Origin of the sequence: Isoptericola sp. b408, assembly GCF_030588085.1 — a bacterium.
Classification (GTDB): Bacteria; Actinomycetota; Actinomycetes; order Actinomycetales; family Cellulomonadaceae; genus Isoptericola; species Isoptericola sediminis.
The window spans coordinates 263,061-284,514 of sequence record NZ_JAUQYQ010000003.1 but is presented as its reverse complement, the minus strand read 5'-3'; the positions used below and the strand labels follow the sequence as shown (position 1 = coordinate 284,514).

Here is a 21,454-nt window from a genome sequence, read left to right as displayed (position 1 = left end):
CCCGACGGCTCAAGCGGCCGCCACCTCCTCGCCGGGACCGAACACCTCGTGGTGGATGCGGTCCGCCGGGACGCCCCTGCGCAGGAGCTCGCCACGGACGAGACTCATGAAGGGCAGCGGGCCGCAGACGTAGACGTCCGCGTCGGCCGGCAGGTCGACGCCGTCGAGGTCGAGGTAGCCGGGGCGCAGGCCGTCGCCGACGGGCCGGGCGCCGAGGTCCTCGTACCACCGGTGCAGCGTCGCCGAGGGAATCTGGTCGACCAGCCCGGCCAGCTCGGCCCGGTGCGCGTGGCGCGCCGGGGACCGGTCGGCGTGCAGCACCGTCACGGGGCGGTCGGTGCCGGTGCGGCGCAGGTGGTGCAGGAACCCGATCATCGGCGTGATGCCGATCCCGGCGGACACGAGGACCAGCGGCCGCGTGCTCTCGGTGAGCCGGAGCTCGCCGAAGGGCATCGAGACCTCGAGCACGTCCCCTTCGAAGACCGTGGCGTGCAGATGGTTCGACACCTCCCCGGCCGGCGCGATCCGGTCGCCGTCGTGCGACGCGGGGATCGCCTTCACCGAGACGCTCCACGCGCCCGTGTCCGCCGCGCCGGTCAGGCTGTACTGCCGGATCTGCCGCGCGCCGTCGGGCAGGCGGACGGCGACCGACAGGTACTGGCCGGGCCGGCCGGCGGGCAGGGCGGCACCGTCGGGATCGGCGAGCTCCAGCGAGATGGTGTCGGGCGACTCCTGGACCCGACGCCGCACCCGGACCGAGCGCCAGACGTCACCGGTGGCGACACCCGCCTCGTCGTAGAGCCCCTGCTCGATCTGGATGAGCGCCTCGGCCATGTGCCAGTAGACCTCGTCCCACGCCGCGGCCACCTCCGGGGTGACGGCGTCGCCGAGCACCTCCGCGATCGCCTCGAACAGGTGGTCGTGCACGATCTGGTACTGCTCCGGGAGGATCCCGAGCGAGGCGTGCTTGTGGGCGATGCGCGCGAGCACCGACCTCGGGTCCGGCCCGTCCTCGTCGACGAGGAGCGTGGCGTACCCGGCGATCGAGGCCGCGAGCGCCCGCTGCTGGTCGCCCTGCGCCTGGTTGCCCCGGTTGAACAGGTCGCGTTCGAGCTCGGGGTGCGCGGCGAACATCTTGCGGTAGAACAGCGGCGTGATGTCGCCGATCGCGGCCCCGACCACGGGAAGCGTGGCACGGACGACGGCGGTGGACTCGGCAGTGAGCATCGGGAGGGATCCTTCCTCGGGTACCTGCAGGGTGGCGGGCGACGTCACGGCGTCGACCCGGCGGGCGGTCCGGCTCCGAGGGTGAGGAGGACGGACCGGGTCGGTGGGGCGGCCATGTCGGCGATCGTCAGGGGGTCGAGGACGGCGAAGAAGGCCTCGCGCGCGCGGGCGAGCGCCCCGCGCAGCCGGCAGCCGTTGCGCAGGGGGCACGGGTTCGCCCCCTCGCAGTCGACCACCTCCCCGTCGCCCTCGAGGTCCCGCGCGATGCGACCGATCGACAGGCGCTCGGCGCCGTCGGCCAGACGCAGCCCGCCGGCGCGACCGCGGCGCGCCTCGATGACGCCGAGGCGGGCGAGCCGGGTGACGACCTTGGCGGCGTGGCTGGCCGGCACGTGCAGCTCCTCGGCGAGCACGCCGGTGGTGGCGTGCTCGGCCTCGCCGAGCACGGAGAGCCTCATGACGATCCGGAGGCCCAGGTCGGTGAACGCCGTGAGCTGCATGTCCGGCACCGTATCTAAAGACGCATCTCAGATTCGCCTTTTGGCCGTGTGCATCACGTCACAGGCTGCGGAGGCCGTCCCGGACTACATCCACCGGCCGCGCTTGAACACCACGAACAGGACGACGGAGAACGCCACCATCAGGGTGACCGCCATCGGGTACCCGAACACCCAGTGCAGCTCGGGCATCACGTCGAAGTTCATGCCGTAGACGGCGGCGACGAGGGTGGGCGCGAAGAGGATCGCCGCCCAGCCGGAGATCTTCTTCATGTCCTCGTTCTGCCGGTGCGCCACCAGCGTCGCGTTGACGTCGAGGATCTGCCCCAGCGCCTCGCGGTACTCCGCCACCCGCGCGGTGGCGCGGGTGAGGTGGTCCGAGACGTCCTGCAGGTAGGTCTGGAGCTCGGTCGCGATGGCGGGCTCGGCGGACCCCGCGCGCAGCGCCTCGACGACCTCCGTCATCGACGAGGTCGCGTGCTGCATGTCGATGACCTCCTGGCTGAGCCGGTAGATGCGCTCGGCCACCGCGGCGTCGCCGCTGAACACCTGGCGCTCGATCTGCTCCTTGTCGATGGCCACGCCCTGCAGCACGGGGGTGTAGCCGTCGACGATGGCGTCGAGGAACCGGTAGACGACCGCCTCCGGACCGAGCCGCAGCAGGTCCTCGCCCGGGAGCAGCGCACGGGCCTCCTCCTCGGACCCGAACGTCGACTCGTCGAGGCGCTCGGCCGGCGTGCCGTCGATCCACCGTCCGTCCTGGCAGAGCACGGCGACGGCACCCGGGCGCACCAGCACGTGGAACTCGGCGAGGACGACGTCCTCCTCCGCGTCGACGTACCAGGCGGAGCGCACCACGAGGAACAGCAGGTCGCCGTAGCGTTCGACCTTGGGTCGCTGGCGGGCGTGCAGGAGGTCCTCGACCACCAGCGGGTGCAGCTCCCAGGCCTCGGCGAGCTCGTGGATCGCGGCCGTCGTCGGCCGCGGGTAGAGCGACATGGTCATGCGGTCGGAGGCACCGTCGGCGAACCGCAGCCCGTCGGCCACGCTCGCACCCTCGGGGGCCGGGCTCGGGCGTCCGTCCTCGACGTAGCGGGTCAGGCGCGGGACCTCGGCCACGGCGGGCGTCGCCGCGACGCCCGACCGCCGGCGCAGCCTGTCCCTGCGGCGCGACGGCGGGTCCGCCTTCTCCCCTTCAGCCATGCAGCCACCCCTCTCCTCGACCGTGAGCATACGCACGAGATGTCGTCCCAGCAGGGGCGGCACCGGCGTGGGCGCCGCGACGAAGTCGCCTGGACCTGGTGGGGTGTGCGGATGCGTCGCACACTCCTCGGCCTGGCTGCCGCCTTCCTCGTCGCCCTCGTCCTCGTCCAGGTCACCGGCAGCGGTGGGGACCTCGACCTGGACTCCGTCGCCGACGACGCCAGGGCCGTCATCGGCGACGCCGCCGAGGACGTCGCCTCGCTCGACGACGGGTCGGGGGACGGTGGTTCCGGGGACGGTGGTTCCGGTGGCTCGGGGGCGAGTCCCGACGGGTCGGTGGACGTCACCAAGGTCACCCGGCAGCTCGACGGGCTCACCGTCAAGGGCAGGGCCCCGCAGACCGGCTACGACCGCGACGAGTTCGACCACTGGACCGACCCGGACGGCAACGGCTGCGACGCCCGCAACGACATGCTCGCCCGCGACCTGAGCGACGAGAAGGTGGATGACGACGGCTGCACCGTCCTGTCCGGGACCTACGACGTCGAGCCGTACACCGGCGAGAAGAACCGCGCCTTCGAGCGCGGCAGCGACGACCTGGCCGTCTCCCTGGACGCCGAGCACGTCGTCGCCCTGCAGAACGCGTGGATCTCCGGCGCCCACGACTGGAACGACAACCGCCGCGAGAAGTTCGCCAACGACCCGGCGAACCTGCTCATGGTCGACCCCGGCGAGAACCGCACCAAGGGAGCCGCGAACGCCGCCGAGTGGCTGCCGCCGAACAAGGCGTTCCGCTGCGAGTACGTCGCCACCCAGATCGAGGTCAAGGCCGCGTACGAGCTCGCGATCACCCAGCCCGAGAAGGACGCGATGAACCGGGTTCTCGAATCCTGCTGACGATCTGCCGCCGCGCCGTGCGACCGCGGGCGTTCGGAGCAGACTGGACACCGTGGGCGAGAACGACAGCGAACAGGACGCCCCGCGGCGGGGACGACGCCGTGCACTGACGGCGGCGCTCGCGGCGCCGGTCGTGGCAGGTCTCGCCGCCGGCGCGGCGGTGCTCGTCACCGGTGCGCACCGACGGCTCGGCGCCACCGAGCCCGAGACGCGCGCCTGGTTGCCCGGCGACGAGCTGATGACCGGTGGCGTCGTGCAGGCCGACCGGGCCTGCACCATCGCGGCCACGCCCGCGGAGGTCTGGCCCTGGGTCGCCCAGATCGGGCAGGACAAGGCCGGCTTCTACTCGTTCGAGGCGCTGGAGAACCTCGTCGGGTGCCAGATCACCGGTGCCACGACCATCCACCCCGAGTGGCAGGACGTCCACCCCGGCGACGCCTTCCGGCTGCACCCGGACGTCGCGCTGCGGGTGGCCGAGGTGAAGCCCGGCAGCGACCTCGTCGTGACGTCCCAGGGCGCCGAGGGCGCGCCCGAGGGCCACGACTTCACGTGGGCCTTCCACCTGGAACCGGTGCACGTGGGCCCGGCGCCGGCGACGCGGCTGCACATGCGCGAGCGGTACGAGTCGGAGCGGCCGGTCGACCGGGCCGTCTCCGAGGTGCTCAGCACCGTCAGCGCGGTGATGAGCTGGCGCATGATGCACCGGCTCACCGAGCTGGCGACCGCTCCGCCGCGGTCCGGCTGAGCCGCCTTCCACGACACGAGCAGGATGCCTCGTCGACGAGCCAACGGTGACAGCGAGGAGGGTGATCGGTATGAAGGAGACCGAGGTCGAGCGACGGTTCGCCGACCATCTCACCGCTCAGGGCTGGAAGGTCACGCTGGACGACCCGGGCTATGTCGACGTCATCGCGAAGCGCCCCGAGGAGAGGACGCTCGTCGCGGAGACAACAGGTCACACCAGCAGTCCCGGACTCGACGTTGACACGATGTTCGGGCAGCTGCTCCGGCGCATGACGGACCTGAGCGGTGCGACGCGCTACGCCGTCGTCGTCCCGGAGGACGTGGTGCCAAAGGTGCGCCGCATCCCACCCGAGGTACTGCGGACGCTGCGGATCGAGGTGTGGTGCGTCCCCGCGTCGGGAGCACCCGAACGCATCGACGAATAGGTGCGTCGCAGCGGATCGTGGTCGTGGCCGGTACCCGGAGTGTGACGTCCGGGTACCGGCCACGCCGGTGTCAGGCAGGGGCGGTCGGTTCGGCCGTCACTGCGGGGCGGGCGGGACGAGGCAGGCCACGGGGTCCGACACGTTGCCGGAACCGTCGACGGCGGTGATCTGCGCGTCGCCCTGACCCTTCAGCGCCCAGTCGACGGCACCCGAGCCGGCCTTCTCGATGGGATCGGCCCCGTTGGCCTCGGTCCACTTGAGGTTGGTCGGGTTCGCGTAGGGGCCGAAGACGGTCCCGGTGCCGTCGTCGATGACGAAGACGTCGAGGGACTCAGCGCCCCAGACGTCGTCGGTCGCCGTGATCGTGTAGAACCCGTCCTGGTTCTGTCCCTGGCCGCCCTCGCCGGGGGCGGCGGGGATCTGTCCGCCCGAGTTGGGTCCGGGCTCGCACGTGGCCGTCGGCGGCGTCGTGTCCACCCACTCCTTGGTCACGTCCACCGTGGCGGAGTCACTGTTGACGGTGACCGTGGCCGAGATGGTGTCGGTGCCCAGGCTGTTCGGCTCGACCGGGACGCTGTAGGTGAAGGTCACCTCACCGTCGGCGTCGGTCTCGCACGAGGCGGGGGCGCACGTCCCGCTCGCCCCGGCGTTCTGCCCGGTCACGGCGAACTCGACCGGCCATCCCGCCAGCTTCCCGGCGGGCCCGTCCACGGTGGCGGTGACGGTGTGCTCGTTGTCCGACCCGAGCTCGTTGGTGGCGGTCTCGGGAGTCAGGGAGAACGCGTACACGTCATAGGTCTCGCACTGCGTGACCGTCTGCTCCGAGCTCGCATCGCTCTTCGGCCCCGTGCCGGTCGCGGACGCGCACACCTCGTGCGCACCCGGCGCCTGGTCGGCCGCGGTGGCCGTGAAGTCCGTGCTGCCCGGGCCGTCGAACGGGGGCGTCTGCGTGAGCGTGTCGAAGGACGTGCTCACCGTGTCGACCTCGAGGGCGACGTCCGTCATCGCGGTGTCGGTGACGTTCTGGACGATGTCGGGCAGCGTGGCCGGGTTCGGCACGTTGGTGCAGGTGCCGCCGGTCGCGTCGGCCATCGCCTGGAGCGTGCCGTCCGATCCGCCGGCGCAGCTCGCACCGCTACCGACGGCGAACGAGTAGATCGTGGCACCCGCGGAGTCCAGCGCGGCAACTGCCGCATTGAAGTTGCCGCCGCCCAGGTTGGATTCGCCGTCGGACAGGAAGACGACGTTCTTGGACGCGGCGGTGGACGCGGAGACGCTGGTGCCCGCCGCTGTCAGTCCGGCGCTGAAGTTCGTGTCGTTGGGGTTGACCGCGCGCGGGGTGTAGAGGTTGACGCCTCCGATCACGATCGAGCCGATGACGACGTCGACTCCCGGGTCGTCCGGAGCCACGATCGGCTGGTTGCCGGCGGCGCCACTCATGTCCGCGGACGCGCCGCCGCGCCCGAACACGCTGACGCCGACGTCCTTGCCGGACCCGTCGGCGACCACCGCATTGTTGAGGTTGGTGACGGCCTGCTTCTCGCAGTCCAGCACGGTGCCGCCGACCGATCCACAGCCGGCGCCGGTGCTGCCGCTGACGTCGACAACATAGGTCCAGTGCACGTTCGGCTCGCCCTCGCCGATCGAGGCACTGCCTTCGACGGGGACGTCGACGGTCGTCGACCCCGTCGGGACCAGGAACGTGTCCCCCGTGGTCGGGGTACTGACCGTCACCGACAGGTCAGCCCCGTTGGCCAGCGTCGTCGAGTCGGTCCCCGCCACCGCGTAGCCGGCCATCATCACCCCCGCTGCAGCCATTCCGAGAACGGCCCCTGCACGCATCGACCGCTTCATGGGTCGGCCCTCCCTTTGAGGTCTTGAAGGCGACCCTGCGGTCGCCCACCAACCTTGCGACCATGACCTACACGCGCCTACGAGAGCGTCACGACAACGTCACCAGCGCGTCACGCACGCGACTCTCAGGCGGGGAACACGCCGCTGGAGAGGTACCGGTCGCCGCGGTCGCAGACCACGAAGACGATCGTCGCCCCCTCGACCTCCTCGGCCACCTGCAGGGCGGTCCAGCACGCACCGGCCGCGGAGACACCGCCGAAGATGCCCTCCTCGCGGGCCAGCCGGCGGGCCATCTCCTCGGCATCGGTCTGGCTGACCTCCACCGTCCGGTCCACCGCCGACGGGTCGAAGATCCTCGGCACGTACTCCGGCGGCCAGGCGCGGATCCCGGGGATCCTCGAGCCCTCCGCGGGCTGCGCCCCGACGATCTGGACATCGGGGTTGCGGGACTTGAGGAACCGCGAGACCCCGGTGATCGTGCCGGTGGTGCCCATCGCGGACACGAAGTGCGTGATCCGTCCCTCGGTCTGGCGCCACAGCTCCGGGCCCGTGCCGACCTCGTGGGCACGCGGGTTGTCCGGGTTGCCGAACTGGTCCAGGACCCGACCGCGGCCTTCCCGCTCCATCCGCGTCACGACGTCGCGGGCCTCTTCCATGCCGCCCCCTGCCGGGGTGAGAACCAGGTCGGCTCCGTACGCCTTCATCGTCTGGATCCGCTCGGTGGAGGCGTCCTCGGGCATGACGAGGACCAGGGGGTAACCGCTGATCGCCGCCGCCATCGCCAAGGCGATCCCGGTGTTGCCGGACGTGGCTTCCAGCAGGGTGTCGCCCGGGGAAATCTCCCCTCGCTCCTCGGCACCCCGGATCATGCTGATCGCCGGCCGGTCCTTCACCGAGCCGGCCGGGTTGTTCCCCTCGAGCTTGGCGAGCAGCACGTTGCCGCGGCGTTCGTTCTCCGGCCCCGGCAGGCGCTGCAGACGCACCAGCGGGGTGTCGCCGATGACGTCCTCCATCGTGGGGTATGACGCTGCGTTGCTCACCCGCCGGAGTCTACGGCGGGGGTCGCCACGAGGGGTCTGCCGCCCCGGTGGCCGGCGGCAGCCCGGCAGCGAGATCCGGCCTCGTGACCAGCACCTGGACCTACGCGCCGACGCGCACCACGAGCTCGTAGACGTCGATCAGCTCGCCGTCCACCGTCAGCTCGAGCATCAGCGGACTCTCCCCCGGCGCCGTACCGGTGATGGTGAACCGCCAGGCCGGCAGGAACGAGTGCCGCACCTCCGGGTCGACCTCGCTGAAGTCACCCGACGAGCGGGCCGGGCCCAGGTCGACCGGGCCGTCCACCGTGACCACGGCGCCGTCGTGCTCGGCGACCTGCCACGCAGTGTCCGGGTGCAGGGCGTTCGCGGGCAGGACCAGCTCGGCCTCCTCCCCGACACCCAGGCTCACCTGCTCGCCGTGGTTCAGCGCCTGGAGGTACTGCGGCTGGTAGGAGAACAGCTCCCCGCCGCAGCGGTTGGCGACGGCGGCCGTCTCGGCCGCGCAGGCGTCGTCGACCACGTCGACCGTGTACTCCGCGACGTCGACGCGTTCGCCGTCCACGACGAGCTCAAAGCGCAGCGGCGTCCGGCCCACGTCCACCCCGACGAACCCGAAGACGGTCGTCGAGATGTGCGGGTCGCCGGGGCGGTCCGACCCGGGCGGCGGCACCTCGTGCTCGCTCGTGGTCAGGCGCAGCACCGCGTCGTCGGCCTCGACGAGCTCCCACGCCTGGTCGGGGTGGAGGTTGTTGCCGTCGAGGCCGACCCACAGCTCTTCCTCCGGCTCGATCGCAACGAGCCACCCGTCGTCCCAGGCGGACAGGTCGAGGGGCAGGTCGCGGTAGTCGGCCCCGAGGCAGCCCGCGACCAGCAGGGCCGACGCGGCCGACAGCGCCAGGCCGGCAAGTCGTCCACGGGATCGGGCCACGCCCCCATCACCCCATCTGTCACGATGCGAGGGACGCCTTTGTCCCCCCTGGCACGTCAGCGTCGAACGTGCACGGTCGCCGTGTGACCCATCGTCGATGACAAAGAGGACCGAGGCGCGTTCAGCGGGGAGAAATCACCCTCATCACCCGGTGGCTCCCGGGGTGCCGGGGGGGTGCGGCAGGCGAGACATTGCGTGAACCGGGTAGGCCTCTGACGCGGCCGGACCCCACCGTGCGGCGACGTTGCACGCCAGTCGTCCCGGCAGATCATCGGGACCCGATGCCGGCGAACGGCTCGGCACGCCCGTCCGCCCAGACCACCAGCCCCGTCTCCCCCGGCCGCGTCCGCAGCCAGTCGCGGCCGTCGGCACCAAGCGCGAAGGCACTCGTGGCGTCGATGTCCGCCCATGTCAGGCTCGGCCCGACGACGGTCACGGACGCGAGCGCCGTCGGCGTCCGCCCGGAGCGCGCATCCACGACGTGGTCACCCCGGTGCGCGAGCCCGGAGGTCGCCACGGCGCCGTCCCGCACCGGCACGACGGCGAGGAGCCGCGCCGGGGCGTGCGGGTCCTCGATCCCGACCCGCCAGGGCTCGGCGTCGTCGTCGGCCACGTGGCAGACCATGTCGCCACCGGCTGAGAGGCAGTAGTCGGTTCCCTCGAGGTCGCGCAGGTGCCGGGCCGCGCGCTCGATCGCCCAGCCCTTGACGACGCCGCTCGGGTCGAAGGTCTCGGTGCCGTCCGGGTGCCGCTGCACGACGTCGAAGGCGCCGTCGGACGCCCGGCGGGCCTCCTCCCCCAGCGCCAGCACCTCGCGCACCTCGTCGGGCAGGGCGTCGACGCCGATCTCGCCGCGCGCCAGCCGGCTGATCACCGAGTCGGGCCGGTAGGTGCTGAAGGTGACGTCCACGTGCTGCAGCTCGACGACCACCCGGTCCCAGGCCCGGTCCGCGGCGGGCCCCTCGGCGTGGCGGCCCCGCAGCGCCACGCTGACGGGCATCCCCATGACGTGCACCACCCGGCGACGGACCGCCGGCTGGGTGGTCGCCATGCCGCTCACAGCCCCGCCTGGTCGAGCGCGCTCTGCAGCGACTGCGTGTACCCCGTGCTCGTCACGGTGGCGCCGCTGACCATGTCGATCGAGGCGCTCTGGGCGTCGAGCGTCTCCTGGACGAGCACCGGCAGCGCGTACCCGTTGATCTGCCGGTCCTTGCCGTTGTCGTCCGGGTACACAGGGACGTCGACGGCCGTGATCTCCCCGTTCTCGACGGTGATCTCCACCTGCAGCGGGCCCCACCGGGTCTGGACGACGTCGCCGGACGCCGTCGTGCTCGCCGTCCCGGAGGAGGACGACCCCGAGGAGCCGGAGCTGCCGGAGCCGGACGATCCCCCGTTGCCGTTCGAGGACCCGGACCCGTTCGAGGTGTCGGTCGAGCCGGAGCCGGGAGACCCGCCCCCGTCACCGGTGGTGCTGCTGGTCGACCCGGGGCTGCTCGTCGACCCCGACGTCCCGGTCGCCGCCTGCACCACCGACGTCGAGGTGCTCAGCGCGTCAGGGTCGGTCGAGGTGCGGTAGCCCAGCAGCAGGACCAGGACGGTGACCGTCGACAGCACCCAGAGGACGATCTTCTTCATCTCGCGTCACCATCCGAAGTCTTCGCTGTGGATCTGCGCGGCGGGGACGCCGGCAGCGAGGGCGGCCTCGCGGACGCTCTGCGTCCACGCGGGCGGCCCGCAGACGTACACGTCGCGCTCGGCGACGTCGGGCACCCAGCCGCGCAGGACCCGCTCGTCGTCGTCCCCGTCGAACCCGGGCCCGACCCACGAGCCGTCGGCCCGGCGTCGTCCGGGCAGCCGCACCACCCCCAGGCCCCGGGTGGCGGCGAGGTGGTCGAGCTCGGCCGCGAACAGCGGGTGCTCGCGGTACCGCTCGATGAGCACGGCCTCCCCGGGTGCGTAGTCCAGGCCCTCGGCCAGCGCGCGCAGCGGTGCGAGCCCGGAGCCCGCACCGATCAGCAGCACCTTGCGCCGGGTGCGCGCGCGGCGGGTGAGGCGGCCGTAGGCTCCCTCGACGACGACGCGGGTGCCCGGCTGCAGGTCGGCGGCCGCGGTGCTGGCCGGGCCGACGGCGGCGACCGTCACGCGGGCGGAGCGGGACGTCGGGGCGCTGGAGACCGAGTACGGCTTGCCCCGGGTCCAGCCCTGCCGGCCCAGGAACCGCCAGACCAGGAACTGCCCGGGCTCGACCAGTCGGTGCAGGCGCCGGCCCGTCAGGTGCACGGACACCACGCCGGGCGCCTCCGGCACGACGCCGGTGACCTGGATCTGGTGACGCCAGGTGCGCCAGGCCGGCAGCGCGACCCGCCACACGAGGACGGCGGCGAAGACCAACGCCCACACCGTCCACCACACGGCCGTGACGGCGGGGCGGGCCAGGAACTGCTGACCGGTCCAGAGTTGGTGCGGCAGGGCGAGCGCCGCCCCGAGATACCCGTACAGGTGCAGCAGGTGCCACGACTCGTAGCGCAGCCGGCGTCGGGCGGCCCGCACGCTGGTGACCACGACCAGCACCAGCGCCACGGTCGCGCCGACGGCCAGCAGCATGCCCGGGTACTGCCACATCAGCTCCCAGAACGTCGCGGGCCACGCAGTGATGCTCCCGGCGGCGTACCCCCAGGTGATGAGGACGAGGTGGGCGACGAGCAGGTTGAACGACCACAGGCCGACCAGCCGGTGGATGCTCACGAGCCGGTCGCGCCCGAATGCCGCCTCCAGCGCGGGCACCCGGGCCATGAGCAGCACCTGGGCGAGCAGCAGCGCCGCCGACGCCAGTCCCGTGATCTGCCCGAGCGAGGTCAACGCGGTGTCCCAGGCCGTGAGAGCCTGCAGACCGCCGTCGGCGGCCCACATCCAGTCGACACCGAGCAGCGCGAGCCACAGCGCTGCGACGGCGACGTACCGGACGGCCGCGTCCCGCCGGACGCGGGACCGCGCAGGGTGCCGGTCCGCCACGAACGGGACGGAAGGGCCGGGGTGGCTCGTCGTCGCTGTCATAGGTCCACAGTGCGCGGCCTACCCGGGGAGAGCCTGCGACGAACCTACGAATTGCCTGGGGATCGCGGCGTCGGACGCCGGCGAACGACAGAACCTGCTCAACCTGCCCGTGCCGTTGCCGTGGCAGTCACGGTGATGCCCCCACCGAAGGCGTCGGTGAACCAACGAATCAACGGCGGGTGGGAGGTGGCGATCAGGTTCACGCGGGCGCTGCGGCCGTCCGGCGTGGCGGCCTCCTGCACCCTCACGCCGCGCAGTCCTGGGGCCGAGGATGCCGGTTGCACGGCCAGGTGCTCGGCCACGGCGGTGCGCACGCCGTCGTCCGTCAAGGTCAGCACGCCCGACCCGTCCGGGGCCATCGCCTCCCCGTAGTACGTCTCCCGGGTCATCGAGTCGGCACCGGCCACCGCCAACGAGTCCGCCAGGTCGAACAGGTGCTTGCGGTCCAGGTGCACGGACGCGGCCGAGGCCACCATGCCGACCAGCATCAGCCCCACCGCGACGAAGCCCGCGGTGAGCAGCATGATCCGCCCTTCCTCGCGTGCCGCCGTCACGGCCGGGTCCCGACGTGCTCCTCGACCGGTGCGACGTGGGCCGCCTCGACCGGGATGCTCAGCGGCACCCAGTCCTGCAGCGCGGGCGGCGCCAACGGCAGCGGCACCTCGACACGGACCCGCACGCCGACCGTCGCCCCCGGTGTCAGGCACGGGTTCGCCGAGCACTCGAGCTCCAGGACATCGGCGCCGTCGACGACGAAGCCCTGATCTGCCAGAGCCACCTCCGTCGCCGCCCGAGCACGTGCGGCACCGGTCGCCGACGACTCGGCGGTCACCACCGCCCGCGCGGCGTCCCGGGCCGCGCCCTCGACGGCGAACCCCGCGGCGTGGATCTGGCCGACGGTGACGACCAGGTACACGAGCGGGACGAGCAGCAGCACACCCACTCCCAGGAACTCGACCACGGCGGCACCTTCCTCCCCAGATCCGGTCGGTGACGACTCGGGGTCGTCGGGGCCGTCTGGACGCCCGGTCATGCCGACTCGTCCACGGCATGCCCCTCGACGGTCATCGCACCTGACGGGCCGAGCAGACCCACCACGGGCAGCGGCGCGGTGACCGTGACGCGGACGAGGTCCAGTCCACCGCGCCTCGTCGTGCCGACCACGACGTCGCCCGCGTACCGCTCGCTCAGCGCCGACGCGAGCAGGTCCCGGGTCCGCTGGGCACCGGCACCGAGGTCGTGGTCGGTCCGCGCCGCCAGCCGTGCGCCTTCAGCCGCCGCATCGATCGCGACGGCCCGGACGTGCAACGCGAGCGCGACCTGCACGACGCCGAGGAAGAGCGCCACGAGCAGCGCCGAGACGAGGGCGAACTCCGCCACCGCCGAGCCGCGCTCACCGTCGGACCGGCCGGCCGCCGAGCCATCGGCTCGTGCCCATGACCCGGACGTCACAGACCCGTGACGCTCTCGATCGCCTGGGTGAAGGCGTCCTCGAGCAGCGGACCCGCCAGTGCCCAGAGCGCGACGACCAGACCTGCCGTCATGAGCGTGACGAGAACCCAGCCGGGGACGTCGCCGCGTTCCGGGTCGTCGGCCTCGGGCAGGTGCCGGGAGCGCGTGCTGTCGGGCGGGTTGGTGGTCATGGAGCATCCTTTCGTCGAGGTCACAGACCGATCTGCAACGTGGCCAGGGAGGGGAAGACGGCGAAGACGACCGTGATCGGCAGGATGAGGAAGACCACCGGCACCATGGTGCCCGTCAGGCGGTGTTCCCTCCCATGACTTTCCGAATCGCGAGCTGAGCCGACCCGCCCGAGACTGTCCGAATGGACGACAAAATCCTCGTTCGGCTGCGTGGCGGTCCCTACGACCAGCAGACCTACTACGCGCCTAGCGTCTCGGGCCAGATCATCTACGAGGGCAAGCTCCGTAGGCCACCTGCGGTGTACCGGATCACCGACGAGCAGGTCGAGACCTCGAGGGGTACAGGCGTGATCGCCGAGTTTGTCGAAGGTTCGGACCAGCCTGGGTACTACGACACGCCGTGAGCGGGTGAAAGAGTCGTCACGCTGTCGGGGACTTGTGCCAGCCTTTGCGCTGGGACGTCAAGGACGAGCGAGAGGCGAGTCGGTACCGTGGAGGATGTCTTCAAGGCAACGGTGGAAGCGCGGTTGCCCAAGCAGTACAGCACTTGGGCGGCCTTCGACGTGGTCCAGCGGAAGATCATTGGGGCCCTGGACGACGTACCGGGTGACGTGAGGCCGGGCATGCTGAACGTCGTTGACTCGTCAGGGAGCGAGTTGCATCGAGGCAGCTTGCAAGAGGCCCGGGAAGCGGCCGAGGAGCACGAGTTCTATCCGGAGAGACTGAGCCAGGTAATCGAGGTCGTCGATACATCGGAAGGCATCCTGCCCATCCCGCAGGCTCGAGCCCAGGTGTTCTACTTCGAGATCTACAACGGTGACCGTCACCTACAAGTCACCGTCAGTGCGAGCAAGCGAGTCCTGTGTGCAGGTTTGGAGCGCGCTGCTCAGACTGCCTTCGAGAAGATTGAACTGGAGGCAGGCGTCGAGGAGAAGCAGCACCAGATCGGCGAAGGCGTCGAGGAACCGCAGGCAAGCGGTCATGTCCTGAGTGAAGCCGCGTCGCGCGAGGTCGAGTCAAAGTGGCTTGCCCGCACCTGGCGTGACCACACCGCAACGTTCGTCCTCACTGTCCTCGGAGGGGTGGCCGTGCTCGTGCTGGCTGCCTGGCTCGGCCTAGGGACGTGACGTGTTTAGCAAATGTCGGTGGCCCGTGTAAGGCTCAAGAGCAGGACCTAGTCGAAGGGACGGTTGTCGGATGCCGGGATATCGGAATGTTCCCCAGATCGTCAGCGAGCAGATCGCGAGCCTGACGATGGACACGTTCTACGTCGGTGCCACGAGGGCGTTCGGCACGGCTGACCTAGCTGCTGGTCGCCTGAAGCACCTCGGAATCGGCTGGGACGGCGGGCAGGTCCAGTTCGACTCTGCGATCGTGCCTCCTCCAAGTGTGGGTCGCTGGTCGAATTACAACGCGAACGGCCGGGAGGTCACGAGGAAAGACCTCCCTAAGCAGCCGAAGACCATGGGTGGCTGGTTAGCCCCCGACTTTGGCGACCCGAGCAAGGGCGAGCACATCGTTACTTGGACCAGGGATGTCTACCGAAAGGAAACCTGGCACGGACAGCAACTGCCGATACTGATCGACGTGCAGGACCCGATCGACGGCAAGGTGACGGTTGGGTTTCGCGTCGACCGCGTCTTCCAGAAGGACAACTACGAAGAGCGTGACCTATTGCTGGCCTGCTCACTCATCCGGGAGAACGCCGGGACGCACGCGTCAGTCGTGGCGACGGACGTGAGCGTTGCCAGTTGGCTAGATACGCAGTTTGTGGACTGGAAGATCCTGCCGGAGGGCGAGGCGACGTTTGAACGAGTCGTCGAACGGCTGGGCGTGAAGTCTTCCTCGCCGCGCGTCAGGGAGGCGAAGGGGCGATTCGAGGCGATCCGGAAGATGAACCCGGACAAGACGGTCGTTGGTGAAGGCGGGTTCTCTCGCTACTTCGGCTTCATGTTCCGCGAGGAGCTCGTCGCCCTCGAGTGCCTGAACTATGGCAACGCTCTCTACCTCATGTACGAGGATTGGGCGCAGCTCAGCAAGCGTCCACGAGTCGATCTGCTAGCTGACCCGGACGCTGAATACGACCGCGTCGTTCACCAGGGCGGCTGGGAGAAGCGACTCAAGCAACTGCTGAGGAGCCGCGGACACGAGCCTCGCTAGGGACTTGCTGCGAGGTTGAGAGAACCTCGCCAGGCCACCAAGACGTCGCGTTCCACGGAGGTCGCCTAGGTAATCATGCCTGGCGGCGACGAGTGGGATCAGTTCAAGGCCAAGTACAAGGCCGCGGTCAAGGACCTGGACGCGACCGGCGACGGCTCGGCCGCGGTGGTCGAGGCCAAGCAGGCCGACCGGCGCAGGGCCGCGCAGATCCTGCGCGACACCGGCGAGTACCCCACCGACCCGACGCCGAACTACGACGCGGTGGTGGCTCGCCGCAACGCTGCCCGGGCGTTCCTGGACACGGCCCAGGACCAGGCCAGCCTGATCTCGGCCGACTACCACCGCGAGTACCTGACGGTCGCGGCCGACCCGACCTGGCAGACCCAGCACGACCAGGCCCGCGCCAACGTGCACACGGCGGCCCAGGCCCTGATCGACGCGATCGTCCAGGCCGACGAGGTGGACGAGATGGCCACGTGGGCCACGACCGGTCAGCCCTTCAACTCTTATGGGAGCCCACCCTTTTCAACGCGATCAGCCGTCCGTAGGCTGACACCGCAGCGACTGGCAGGAGGCCCGGCACCCCAGGGTGCCGGGCCTTCTTGTGTCACTGAGGGGTGCGAGGTTGCTCCCAGCGGCTCGCACGGACCCTGGCCCGCGCAACGGGCCGGGTGCCTACCCGAACGCTCCTGACATCGCCATGCTGATGACAACCTGCGTTGCCGTGGCTACCGCAGCAGACACAGAGGAGGTCCCGGCCTTCTCCGCGATCTGCCGAAGTTTGCCCGCCTTCTTGACCACGTCGCCGGTGTCGGGCGTGCCCTTGGCAACCGCTTCTCGTAGCTCAGCGACGGCATCGATCAAGGCGGTCTGCTGGCTCGCCTCGACCTCGCCTGCCATCTCCTGAACCTTGTCCAAGAGCCTCACGACGTCGGCGACCGTCATACCCTCCGCAGTAGCAGAAGCCTCGGTTCCAACGGCGACCGGCCCGCTCGCCTGGTGAACGGTCGTCTGATACACGTCACGGGCCTGCCCAATCCGGTTGCTCACGGCAGCGTCTACCTCCTCTTTACCAGGGAGTTCAGCAAGGGGCGTGTCGGCCGTGAGGTCGGCTACCACGTCGACCAAGTGCGTCCGGATTTGACTGAGCACGCCTGCCAACGCCGACCCGGTCGTCGTGTACGAAAGATTGATTATGGACTGATACGGACCGAGTTCTGCGTTCCATAAGTCCTGAGCATGATGAAGTCCGGAGTTCGCGAAAGCCAGCGTTTCGCGCTGCGCCAGTTCTTCAAGTTCCGCTACGGGCTGCGTCAATTCGAGCTTCTCAGGCACCCACTCCCAGCACTTCTGCGGCATTTGAAGCCGGTCAATAATCTGCCCCTGCATCACGGTGGATCCGCTTTGTGACGACATCTTGATGGGAACGCCGATCTTTCGGTACGCAGGAATCTCATCGGCATCGTCGTAGCCGTCAAGCTCTCGCCGAGCCCAGCCTCGGAGCGCATCGGAACCGGTTTCGGCACCTAGCATCAGGCACTTGCGCAGCAATCCTGCGATTGGCTGAGACTCGTCGAGTACGTGATGACGGAGGGAATGAAGTAATGAGTCAGTCATCGTTTCAGCGTAGACCGCTGTCCGAAGCGACGCGCGCTGTGGCCTGTTCCACGATCCAGAGCACGCCGTCTTCTTCGACGTCGACGGCGACGACCCGCTGATCACTCGACCGACCCTCGGGCGGTGGAGTGCAGAGATGCGGAGGCGTCGGGTACCAGTCAGTCCAGCGCCGACGCGAGTTGGCCCGAAGAACCGCTCCTTGAGCGTTGCAGATCATGAAGCCAGGCTGGTGCCTTCCGATGTAGGCCGTGGTGCCCGCATGCTCAACACTGATCCACTCGTCATGGGTGTTGGCGGGCTGCCAGCCCTGGGGAACCTGCGAGAAAGTCAACTCAAGGTCATTGGCCCAGCCACCCAAGTTGGCCGGAAGCGCGATCTTGGCGCTACTTGGTCTGTCAGGTACGGGAGTCGGTGATTCCGACAAACAGGTCGCGGCATGTGTGATCCGAATCCGGATCACCAATTCGCCATCGCCAGTGCTCCGACCACTGAACGTAAGCGGCCAGCCTCTGCGGGGAGCCACAAGCAGCACCGAACTAGTTCTTCGGATATCATGCTTGCCATTCATTGGTTGAACACGGTAGTGCTGCTCACCGAGATAGCGACGATCGTGTCCATGCAGACTAATCTTCAAGCCGCCTATGTCAACGTTTATCAGATAGAACGAAGTTGCGTCAGCCCAGAAATACCACGCCGTGGACAACTGCCGACCATCGTTGCCCACGAACACATAGAACCTGAAACGCTTATTCGTCACTACTTCATCCTACAGATGGGACACACCGAACGAGCGACACTGCCGGGTGAATCTTGGACCAGAGTGAGGCAACTCGGCGGTTGACTACGGGGCGCCCGACACAGAGCGCAGTATCCTCGCCGTATGGCGTGCTTCAGCGGGGTCGAGTGGGGAACTGTCGGCGAGTGGGTCGGGGGCCTCGGAGCGCTGGTCCCTGGCGTGCTGTGGTTCTTCGAACGGCGGGATCGCAGAGCTGCAGAGGCGTCACTACGCAGGCAGCAGATTCAAGGGGTTCACTTCCGCGAGGTGACAGACGAACCGCAATCAAGGGCGCCGTCCCGTGCCAAACACTTCCGCGAGTGGATCATACGGAACGACTCATCTGCACCGCTGCGGTCGGCGTGGATCCTTGGGAAAACGGCCGTTGGAGCAGCCAACACACCCGCCGGGATGCCTACTCACCTTAAGGCAAGTTCTGACGGTTCGCTAGGGGTCAACGAGACCCGTAGATACACGTTTGATTCGCCCACAGGCGTCGAGGAGCTTCGCGTGTTCGTCATCGACGCTGCTGGAGTAATGTGGATGATGCTCCCGCCAGGCCATTTCGAGGAAGTCAAGGACTCGAAGGACGCGAAAAAGAAGAAGGCGTCCAAGTAGATCTAATACACCGTTTAGCGTGCAGCCTGGGTGGCGCCGGAGACCAGGATGTTGGCCCCCGCGCGGACGGCCGCGTCGAGGAAGGCGGCAGCGTGCGTCGTCAGGGAGCCGAGGCGGACGAGGTGGTCGAGGTGGTGGGCACGCACGACGTGCTTGCGGATGTTGACAGCCAGGTGCTCGCGGGTGACGTCCGGGATCACCACGTGCAGGCGCTCGCCGCCAGGCAGGGTGGCGTCGACGAACGGCGAGCTCAGGTCGAGCCGGCGCCCCGAGGACTTGAGCATCCGTTCGACGAGGTCCCGGACCTGCTGGCCCGTGAGCAGCGTCGTCGTCAGCTCGCTGACTCCGCGACGCGCGACGAACACCTGGGCCGGGTTGTTGATCCAGATCTCCTCGATCTCCGGATCGTCGAGGTAGGGCTGCAACGGACCGAACCCGCCGAAGGTGTCGATGAGCGCACGAGTGGTGGCAGCCGGGTCGACCAGCGGCGGAACGACCCCGAGGGTGGCCCGGTCCCCGTAGTCGGCCACGGCCTCCCCGACCAGGCGGTCGAGTCCGTGGCGATCGGTCACCGGGTCGATGCCACGGCGGCGCACGAGCTCGCGGACCTCGCCGGTCAGCAGGCTGCCCGCCTCGTCGTGGGTCAGAACGTCGGCGTCCACCCGTGGAACCTCTCCGTCGGGGTCAATCGGGCAAATCCACTCAAGCGCGACCGAGCGTAGCGAAGTTCCCGCCCGCTGCGCCTGGGGCCATCCACCCTGTGGACAACGCCGGTCAACGGATCGGTGGACAGAGCCGGCGCCCCCGGCTCCCAGGTTTCATCCGGAGTCGCGGGTCACGAGCGAGCTGAGCCGACGCTGACTAGCGTGGCTTCTTGTGGACGTGACCACGTTCGCGACGTTGCTGGCGGGGGTCGCGGCGATCGCCGCCCCCATCCTCGCGCTGCTCTCGAGGGCATGGTCCGGCGAGTTCTCCGCCCGGAAGCTCCACAGGCTGCAACGGCTCGCCACACTCCGCGGGACGTTGGCGGAGCAAGGTCAGGCCACCGGTGTGCTGGATCGTCGGATCGCCGAGGAGTTGCGACGAATCCAGACGGAGACGAACCTGGACCGCGACGAAGACCTCCGTCACGAACTCTGGCTGGACATGCCTGCCTGGAAGCGTGTGCTCTCCGGACTCCTCCTCGGGATCGGTGCGATCATCGTCCTTCTCGGGATCGGGCTCCTCGTCGACGGCCTCATCAGGATCACGACCGGCGCCGGGACCACGGCTGACGGCAGCCTGATCGCTCCTGGAGTCATCTGGGTCGCTTTCGGGCTCACTCTGATCGTCCCCACGAGGCGATGGCGGCGGCGCAGCCTGGTCCGACGGCTCAGGGAGAACGGCATGAACACCGCCGATGGGCGTGCGATGGACTGACGCCTCGCCGCAGGCGTCCGACGCGCGGCCGCGGCCGCTCACCACCACAGTTCTCTCGACCCGTCGGTAGTGTCGCCTGCATGACGTCCACACCTCGGTGGCGCCAGGTCGCCGCCGCCACCGGCCTGCTCTCCGACGACGGGACGATCGCCCAGACGATCTTCGCCGAGATGACGGTGCTGGCGAACCGCACCGGCGCGGTCAACCTCGGCCAGGGCTTCCCCGACGTCGACGGCCCGGACTACGTCAAGGAGGCCGCCAAGGCCGCCATCGACGCCGGCCGCAACCAGTACGCCCCCGGCGACGGCGTGCCCGAGCTCCGCCACGCCATCGCCGACCACCAGCGCCGCCGCTACGGCCTCGACGTCGACCCGGACACCGAGGTCCTGGCGACCACCGGGGCGACCGAGGCGCTCACGGCCGCGATCCTCGCCCTGACCGGGCCGGGCGACGAGGTCATCACCCTCGAGCCCTTCTACGACTCCCACGCCGCAGCGATCGCCATGGCCGGCGCCACCCACGTCCCCGTGCCGCTCACCGCCGACCTGCGCCTGGACGCCGACGCCCTGCGTGCCGCCGCGACCGAGCGCACGGCGATGATCCTGGTCAACACCCCGCACAACCCGACCGGCACCGTGCTCACCCGCGCCGAGCTGGAGCAGGTCGCCTCCCTTGCCCGCGAGCGCGACACCCTCGTGCTCACCGACGAGGTCTACGAGCACCTGGTGTTCGACGACGCCGTGCACGTCCCGATCGCCACGCTGCCAGGGATGGCCGAGCGGACGCTGACGGTGTCGAGCTCGGGCAAGACGTTCAGCCTCACCGGCTGGAAGGTCGGGTGGATGCACGGCCCCGCGGACCTCATCACGGCGGTGCGCACGCTCAAGCAGTTCATGACCTACACCTCGGGGTCGGCGTTCCAGCCGGCGATCGCCCTCGCGCTGGCCGACGAGGAGACCCCCCGCGCCCTGGCGGACTCCCTGGCGGAACGCCGTGACCTGCTCTGCGCGGGCCTCGAGCGGGCCGGGTTCGACGTTGTCGTCCCGCAGGGCACCTACTTCGTGGTGGCCGACGGCGCGCCGCTCGGCTTCACCAACGGCCACGACCTGTGCCTGCGGCTGCCCGAGCTGGTCGGGGTGGTCGGCGTGCCGGTCTCGGCGTTCTGCCGCCCCGGGTCGACGGCGGCGCAGACGATGCGCTCCCGGGTGCGGTTCACGTTCGTCAAGCAGCCCGAGGTGCTGCGCGACGGCATCGAGCGGCTGGCCGCGCTGACCCGCTGACCCGCGTCCTGACTCGCCGCGGATCGCCCTGACCCGCGGCACACGGTCCTGACTCGGCAGGGACCGACCCTGA

Annotated in this window: 25 protein-coding genes and 1 pseudogene; 10 read left to right on the top strand and 16 right to left on the bottom strand. The window is 69.8% G+C overall.

Annotation, left to right across the window (positions count from 1 at the left end; translation table 11 throughout):
- Positions 1 to 9: 9 nt before the first annotated feature.
- The 3 genes from Q6347_RS09900 to Q6347_RS09890 form a co-directional block, all read right to left on the bottom strand.
- On the bottom strand, positions 10 to 1,227 hold the full coding sequence (locus tag Q6347_RS09900) for a globin domain-containing protein (protein WP_304603522.1): 1,218 nt from the start codon (positions 1,225 to 1,227) through the stop codon (positions 10 to 12).
- Between the two features lie 44 nt (positions 1,228 to 1,271).
- Positions 1,272 to 1,727 (bottom strand): Rrf2 family transcriptional regulator, encoded by a 456-nt coding sequence (locus Q6347_RS09895; protein WP_304607259.1) that lies wholly within the window; start codon positions 1,725 to 1,727, stop codon positions 1,272 to 1,274.
- An 84-nt stretch (positions 1,728 to 1,811) separates the two neighbouring features.
- Positions 1,812 to 2,927, bottom strand: a complete 1,116-nt coding sequence (locus Q6347_RS09890; protein ID WP_304603520.1) for a magnesium and cobalt transport protein CorA — start codon at positions 2,925 to 2,927, stop codon at positions 1,812 to 1,814.
- A gap of 111 nt (positions 2,928 to 3,038) precedes the next feature.
- Between Q6347_RS09890 and Q6347_RS09885 the strand changes: the two genes are divergently transcribed.
- The 3 genes from Q6347_RS09885 to Q6347_RS09875 all read left to right on the top strand — a co-directional run bounded on the left by Q6347_RS09885 (position 3,039) and on the right by Q6347_RS09875 (position 4,993).
- A complete protein-coding gene (locus Q6347_RS09885) occupies positions 3,039 to 3,824 on the top strand; it encodes an HNH endonuclease family protein (RefSeq protein ID WP_304607258.1) in 786 nt (261 codons plus the stop codon).
- A gap of 52 nt (positions 3,825 to 3,876) precedes the next feature.
- Positions 3,877 to 4,569, top strand: coding sequence for an SRPBCC family protein (locus tag Q6347_RS09880; protein ID WP_304603518.1), 693 nt, complete (start codon positions 3,877 to 3,879; stop codon positions 4,567 to 4,569).
- Between the two features lie 70 nt (positions 4,570 to 4,639).
- Entirely contained in the window at positions 4,640 to 4,993 is a 354-nt protein-coding gene (locus Q6347_RS09875) for a hypothetical protein (RefSeq protein WP_304603517.1), read from the top strand.
- 96 nt (positions 4,994 to 5,089) lie between these two features.
- On the opposite strand, the gene Q6347_RS09870 is transcribed toward Q6347_RS09875, so the two are convergent.
- From Q6347_RS09870 to Q6347_RS09825, 10 genes are all read right to left on the bottom strand, one after another.
- A complete protein-coding gene (locus Q6347_RS09870) occupies positions 5,090 to 6,811 on the bottom strand; it encodes a vWA domain-containing protein (protein ID WP_304607257.1) in 1,722 nt (573 codons plus the stop codon).
- 161 nt (positions 6,812 to 6,972) lie between these two features.
- Positions 6,973 to 7,860, bottom strand: coding sequence for a cysteine synthase CysM (gene cysM / locus Q6347_RS09865; RefSeq protein ID WP_369810844.1), 888 nt, complete (start codon positions 7,858 to 7,860; stop codon positions 6,973 to 6,975).
- 127 nt (positions 7,861 to 7,987) lie between these two features.
- On the bottom strand, positions 7,988 to 8,815 hold the full coding sequence (locus tag Q6347_RS09860) for a hypothetical protein (protein WP_304607255.1): 828 nt from the start codon (positions 8,813 to 8,815) through the stop codon (positions 7,988 to 7,990).
- A gap of 268 nt (positions 8,816 to 9,083) precedes the next feature.
- Positions 9,084 to 9,866 (bottom strand): FAD:protein FMN transferase, encoded by a 783-nt coding sequence (locus tag Q6347_RS09855; protein ID WP_304607254.1) that lies wholly within the window; start codon positions 9,864 to 9,866, stop codon positions 9,084 to 9,086.
- Positions 9,867 to 9,871: 5 nt separating this feature from the next.
- Positions 9,872 to 10,450: an FMN-binding protein gene (locus Q6347_RS09850; RefSeq protein ID WP_304607253.1), complete on the bottom strand. Its 579-nt coding sequence runs from the start codon at positions 10,448 to 10,450 to the stop codon at positions 9,872 to 9,874.
- 6 nt (positions 10,451 to 10,456) lie between these two features.
- Complete coding sequence (locus tag Q6347_RS09845; protein ID WP_304607252.1) at positions 10,457 to 11,869, bottom strand: ferredoxin reductase family protein; 1,413 nt, start codon at positions 11,867 to 11,869, stop codon at positions 10,457 to 10,459.
- Between the two features lie 98 nt (positions 11,870 to 11,967).
- Positions 11,968 to 12,393: a hypothetical protein gene (locus tag Q6347_RS09840; protein WP_304607251.1), complete on the bottom strand. Its 426-nt coding sequence runs from the start codon at positions 12,391 to 12,393 to the stop codon at positions 11,968 to 11,970.
- 26 nt (positions 12,394 to 12,419) lie between these two features.
- Positions 12,420 to 12,830 carry a pilus assembly protein gene (locus Q6347_RS09835; RefSeq protein ID WP_304607250.1) on the bottom strand — a complete coding sequence of 137 codons (411 nt, stop codon included), beginning with the start codon at positions 12,828 to 12,830 and terminating at the stop codon, positions 12,420 to 12,422.
- Between the two features lie 68 nt (positions 12,831 to 12,898).
- The gene (locus Q6347_RS09830) at positions 12,899 to 13,249 is read right to left on the bottom strand and encodes a TadE/TadG family type IV pilus assembly protein (RefSeq protein WP_304603508.1); all 351 of its coding nucleotides are present in this window, start codon (positions 13,247 to 13,249) and stop codon (positions 12,899 to 12,901) included.
- 68 nt (positions 13,250 to 13,317) lie between these two features.
- Entirely contained in the window at positions 13,318 to 13,512 is a 195-nt protein-coding gene (locus Q6347_RS09825; RefSeq protein WP_304603507.1) for a hypothetical protein, read from the bottom strand.
- A 182-nt stretch (positions 13,513 to 13,694) separates the two neighbouring features.
- On the opposite strand from Q6347_RS09825, the gene Q6347_RS09815 reads away from it, so the two are divergent.
- From Q6347_RS09815 to Q6347_RS09800, 4 genes are all read left to right on the top strand, one after another.
- Positions 13,695 to 13,916, top strand: coding sequence for a hypothetical protein (locus Q6347_RS09815; RefSeq protein ID WP_304607249.1), 222 nt, complete (start codon positions 13,695 to 13,697; stop codon positions 13,914 to 13,916).
- A gap of 87 nt (positions 13,917 to 14,003) precedes the next feature.
- Positions 14,004 to 14,639, top strand: a complete 636-nt coding sequence (locus Q6347_RS09810; RefSeq protein ID WP_304607248.1) for a hypothetical protein — start codon at positions 14,004 to 14,006, stop codon at positions 14,637 to 14,639.
- Between the two features lie 127 nt (positions 14,640 to 14,766).
- Positions 14,767 to 15,672, top strand: a complete 906-nt coding sequence (locus Q6347_RS09805) for a hypothetical protein (RefSeq protein ID WP_304607247.1) — start codon at positions 14,767 to 14,769, stop codon at positions 15,670 to 15,672.
- Positions 15,673 to 15,747: 75 nt separating this feature from the next.
- Positions 15,748 to 16,365, top strand: coding sequence for a hypothetical protein (locus Q6347_RS09800; RefSeq protein ID WP_304607246.1), 618 nt, complete (start codon positions 15,748 to 15,750; stop codon positions 16,363 to 16,365).
- On the opposite strand, the gene Q6347_RS09795 is transcribed toward Q6347_RS09800, so the two are convergent.
- Both Q6347_RS09795 and Q6347_RS09790 read right to left on the bottom strand, forming a co-directional pair.
- A complete protein-coding gene (locus tag Q6347_RS09795; protein ID WP_304607245.1) occupies positions 16,348 to 17,289 on the bottom strand; it encodes a hypothetical protein in 942 nt (313 codons plus the stop codon). The two genes, Q6347_RS09800 and Q6347_RS09795, sit on opposite strands and share 18 nt — an antisense overlap.
- A 4-nt stretch (positions 17,290 to 17,293) precedes the next feature.
- Positions 17,294 to 18,046: a hypothetical protein gene (locus tag Q6347_RS09790; protein ID WP_304607244.1), complete on the bottom strand. Its 753-nt coding sequence runs from the start codon at positions 18,044 to 18,046 to the stop codon at positions 17,294 to 17,296.
- 123 nt (positions 18,047 to 18,169) lie between these two features.
- Here Q6347_RS09790 and Q6347_RS09785 point away from each other — a divergent pair, with 123 nt between their 5' ends.
- Positions 18,170 to 18,682, top strand: coding sequence for a hypothetical protein (locus Q6347_RS09785; RefSeq protein ID WP_304607243.1), 513 nt, complete (start codon positions 18,170 to 18,172; stop codon positions 18,680 to 18,682).
- Between the two features lie 17 nt (positions 18,683 to 18,699).
- On the opposite strand, the pseudogene Q6347_RS09780 reads toward Q6347_RS09785, so the two are convergent.
- Positions 18,700 to 19,329 (bottom strand): annotated as a pseudogene (locus Q6347_RS09780) (ATPase, T2SS/T4P/T4SS family); the annotation flags it as partial.
- 235 nt (positions 19,330 to 19,564) lie between these two features.
- Here Q6347_RS09780 and Q6347_RS09775 point away from each other — a divergent pair.
- Together Q6347_RS09775 and Q6347_RS09770 are read left to right on the top strand one after the other, a co-directional pair.
- Positions 19,565 to 20,101 (top strand): hypothetical protein, encoded by a 537-nt coding sequence (locus Q6347_RS09775; protein ID WP_304603503.1) that lies wholly within the window; start codon positions 19,565 to 19,567, stop codon positions 20,099 to 20,101.
- Between the two features lie 80 nt (positions 20,102 to 20,181).
- Complete coding sequence (locus Q6347_RS09770) at positions 20,182 to 21,381, top strand: aminotransferase class I/II-fold pyridoxal phosphate-dependent enzyme (RefSeq protein ID WP_304607242.1); 1,200 nt, start codon at positions 20,182 to 20,184, stop codon at positions 21,379 to 21,381.
- The last annotated feature ends 73 nt before the right edge of the window (positions 21,382 to 21,454 follow it).

Excerpts from the sequence above, each read along its gene's own strand:
- Q6347_RS09900 (WP_304603522.1), bottom strand. The coding sequence starts at position 1,227 with ATGCTCACTGCCGAGTCCACCGCCGTCGTCCGTGCCACGCTTCCCGTG.
- Q6347_RS09895 (WP_304607259.1), bottom strand. The coding sequence starts at position 1,727 with ATGCAGCTCACGGCGTTCACCGACCTGGGCCTCCGGATCGTCATGAGG.
- Q6347_RS09890 (WP_304603520.1), bottom strand. The coding sequence starts at position 2,927 with ATGGCTGAAGGGGAGAAGGCGGACCCGCCGTCGCGCCGCAGGGACAGG.
- Q6347_RS09885 (WP_304607258.1), top strand. The coding sequence starts at position 3,039 with ATGCGTCGCACACTCCTCGGCCTGGCTGCCGCCTTCCTCGTCGCCCTC.
- Q6347_RS09875 (WP_304603517.1), top strand. The coding sequence starts at position 4,640 with ATGAAGGAGACCGAGGTCGAGCGACGGTTCGCCGACCATCTCACCGCT.
- Q6347_RS09870 (WP_304607257.1), bottom strand. The coding sequence starts at position 6,811 with ATGGCTGCAGCGGGGGTGATGATGGCCGGCTACGCGGTGGCGGGGACC.
- cysM (WP_369810844.1), bottom strand. The coding sequence starts at position 7,860 with ATGGAGGACGTCATCGGCGACACCCCGCTGGTGCGTCTGCAGCGCCTG.
- Q6347_RS09855 (WP_304607254.1), bottom strand. The coding sequence starts at position 9,866 with ATGGCGACCACCCAGCCGGCGGTCCGTCGCCGGGTGGTGCACGTCATG.
- Q6347_RS09850 (WP_304607253.1), bottom strand. The coding sequence starts at position 10,450 with ATGAAGAAGATCGTCCTCTGGGTGCTGTCGACGGTCACCGTCCTGGTC.
- Q6347_RS09845 (WP_304607252.1), bottom strand. The coding sequence starts at position 11,869 with ATGACAGCGACGACGAGCCACCCCGGCCCTTCCGTCCCGTTCGTGGCG.
- Q6347_RS09840 (WP_304607251.1), bottom strand. The coding sequence starts at position 12,393 with ATGCTGCTCACCGCGGGCTTCGTCGCGGTGGGGCTGATGCTGGTCGGC.
- Q6347_RS09825 (WP_304603507.1), bottom strand. The coding sequence starts at position 13,512 with ATGACCACCAACCCGCCCGACAGCACGCGCTCCCGGCACCTGCCCGAG.
- Q6347_RS09815 (WP_304607249.1), top strand. The coding sequence starts at position 13,695 with ATGGACGACAAAATCCTCGTTCGGCTGCGTGGCGGTCCCTACGACCAG.
- Q6347_RS09805 (WP_304607247.1), top strand. The coding sequence starts at position 14,767 with ATGGACACGTTCTACGTCGGTGCCACGAGGGCGTTCGGCACGGCTGAC.
- Q6347_RS09800 (WP_304607246.1), top strand. The coding sequence starts at position 15,748 with ATGCCTGGCGGCGACGAGTGGGATCAGTTCAAGGCCAAGTACAAGGCC.
- Q6347_RS09795 (WP_304607245.1), bottom strand. The coding sequence starts at position 17,289 with ATGACTGACTCATTACTTCATTCCCTCCGTCATCACGTACTCGACGAG.
- Q6347_RS09785 (WP_304607243.1), top strand. The coding sequence starts at position 18,170 with ATGGCGTGCTTCAGCGGGGTCGAGTGGGGAACTGTCGGCGAGTGGGTC.
- Q6347_RS09770 (WP_304607242.1), top strand. The coding sequence starts at position 20,182 with ATGACGTCCACACCTCGGTGGCGCCAGGTCGCCGCCGCCACCGGCCTG.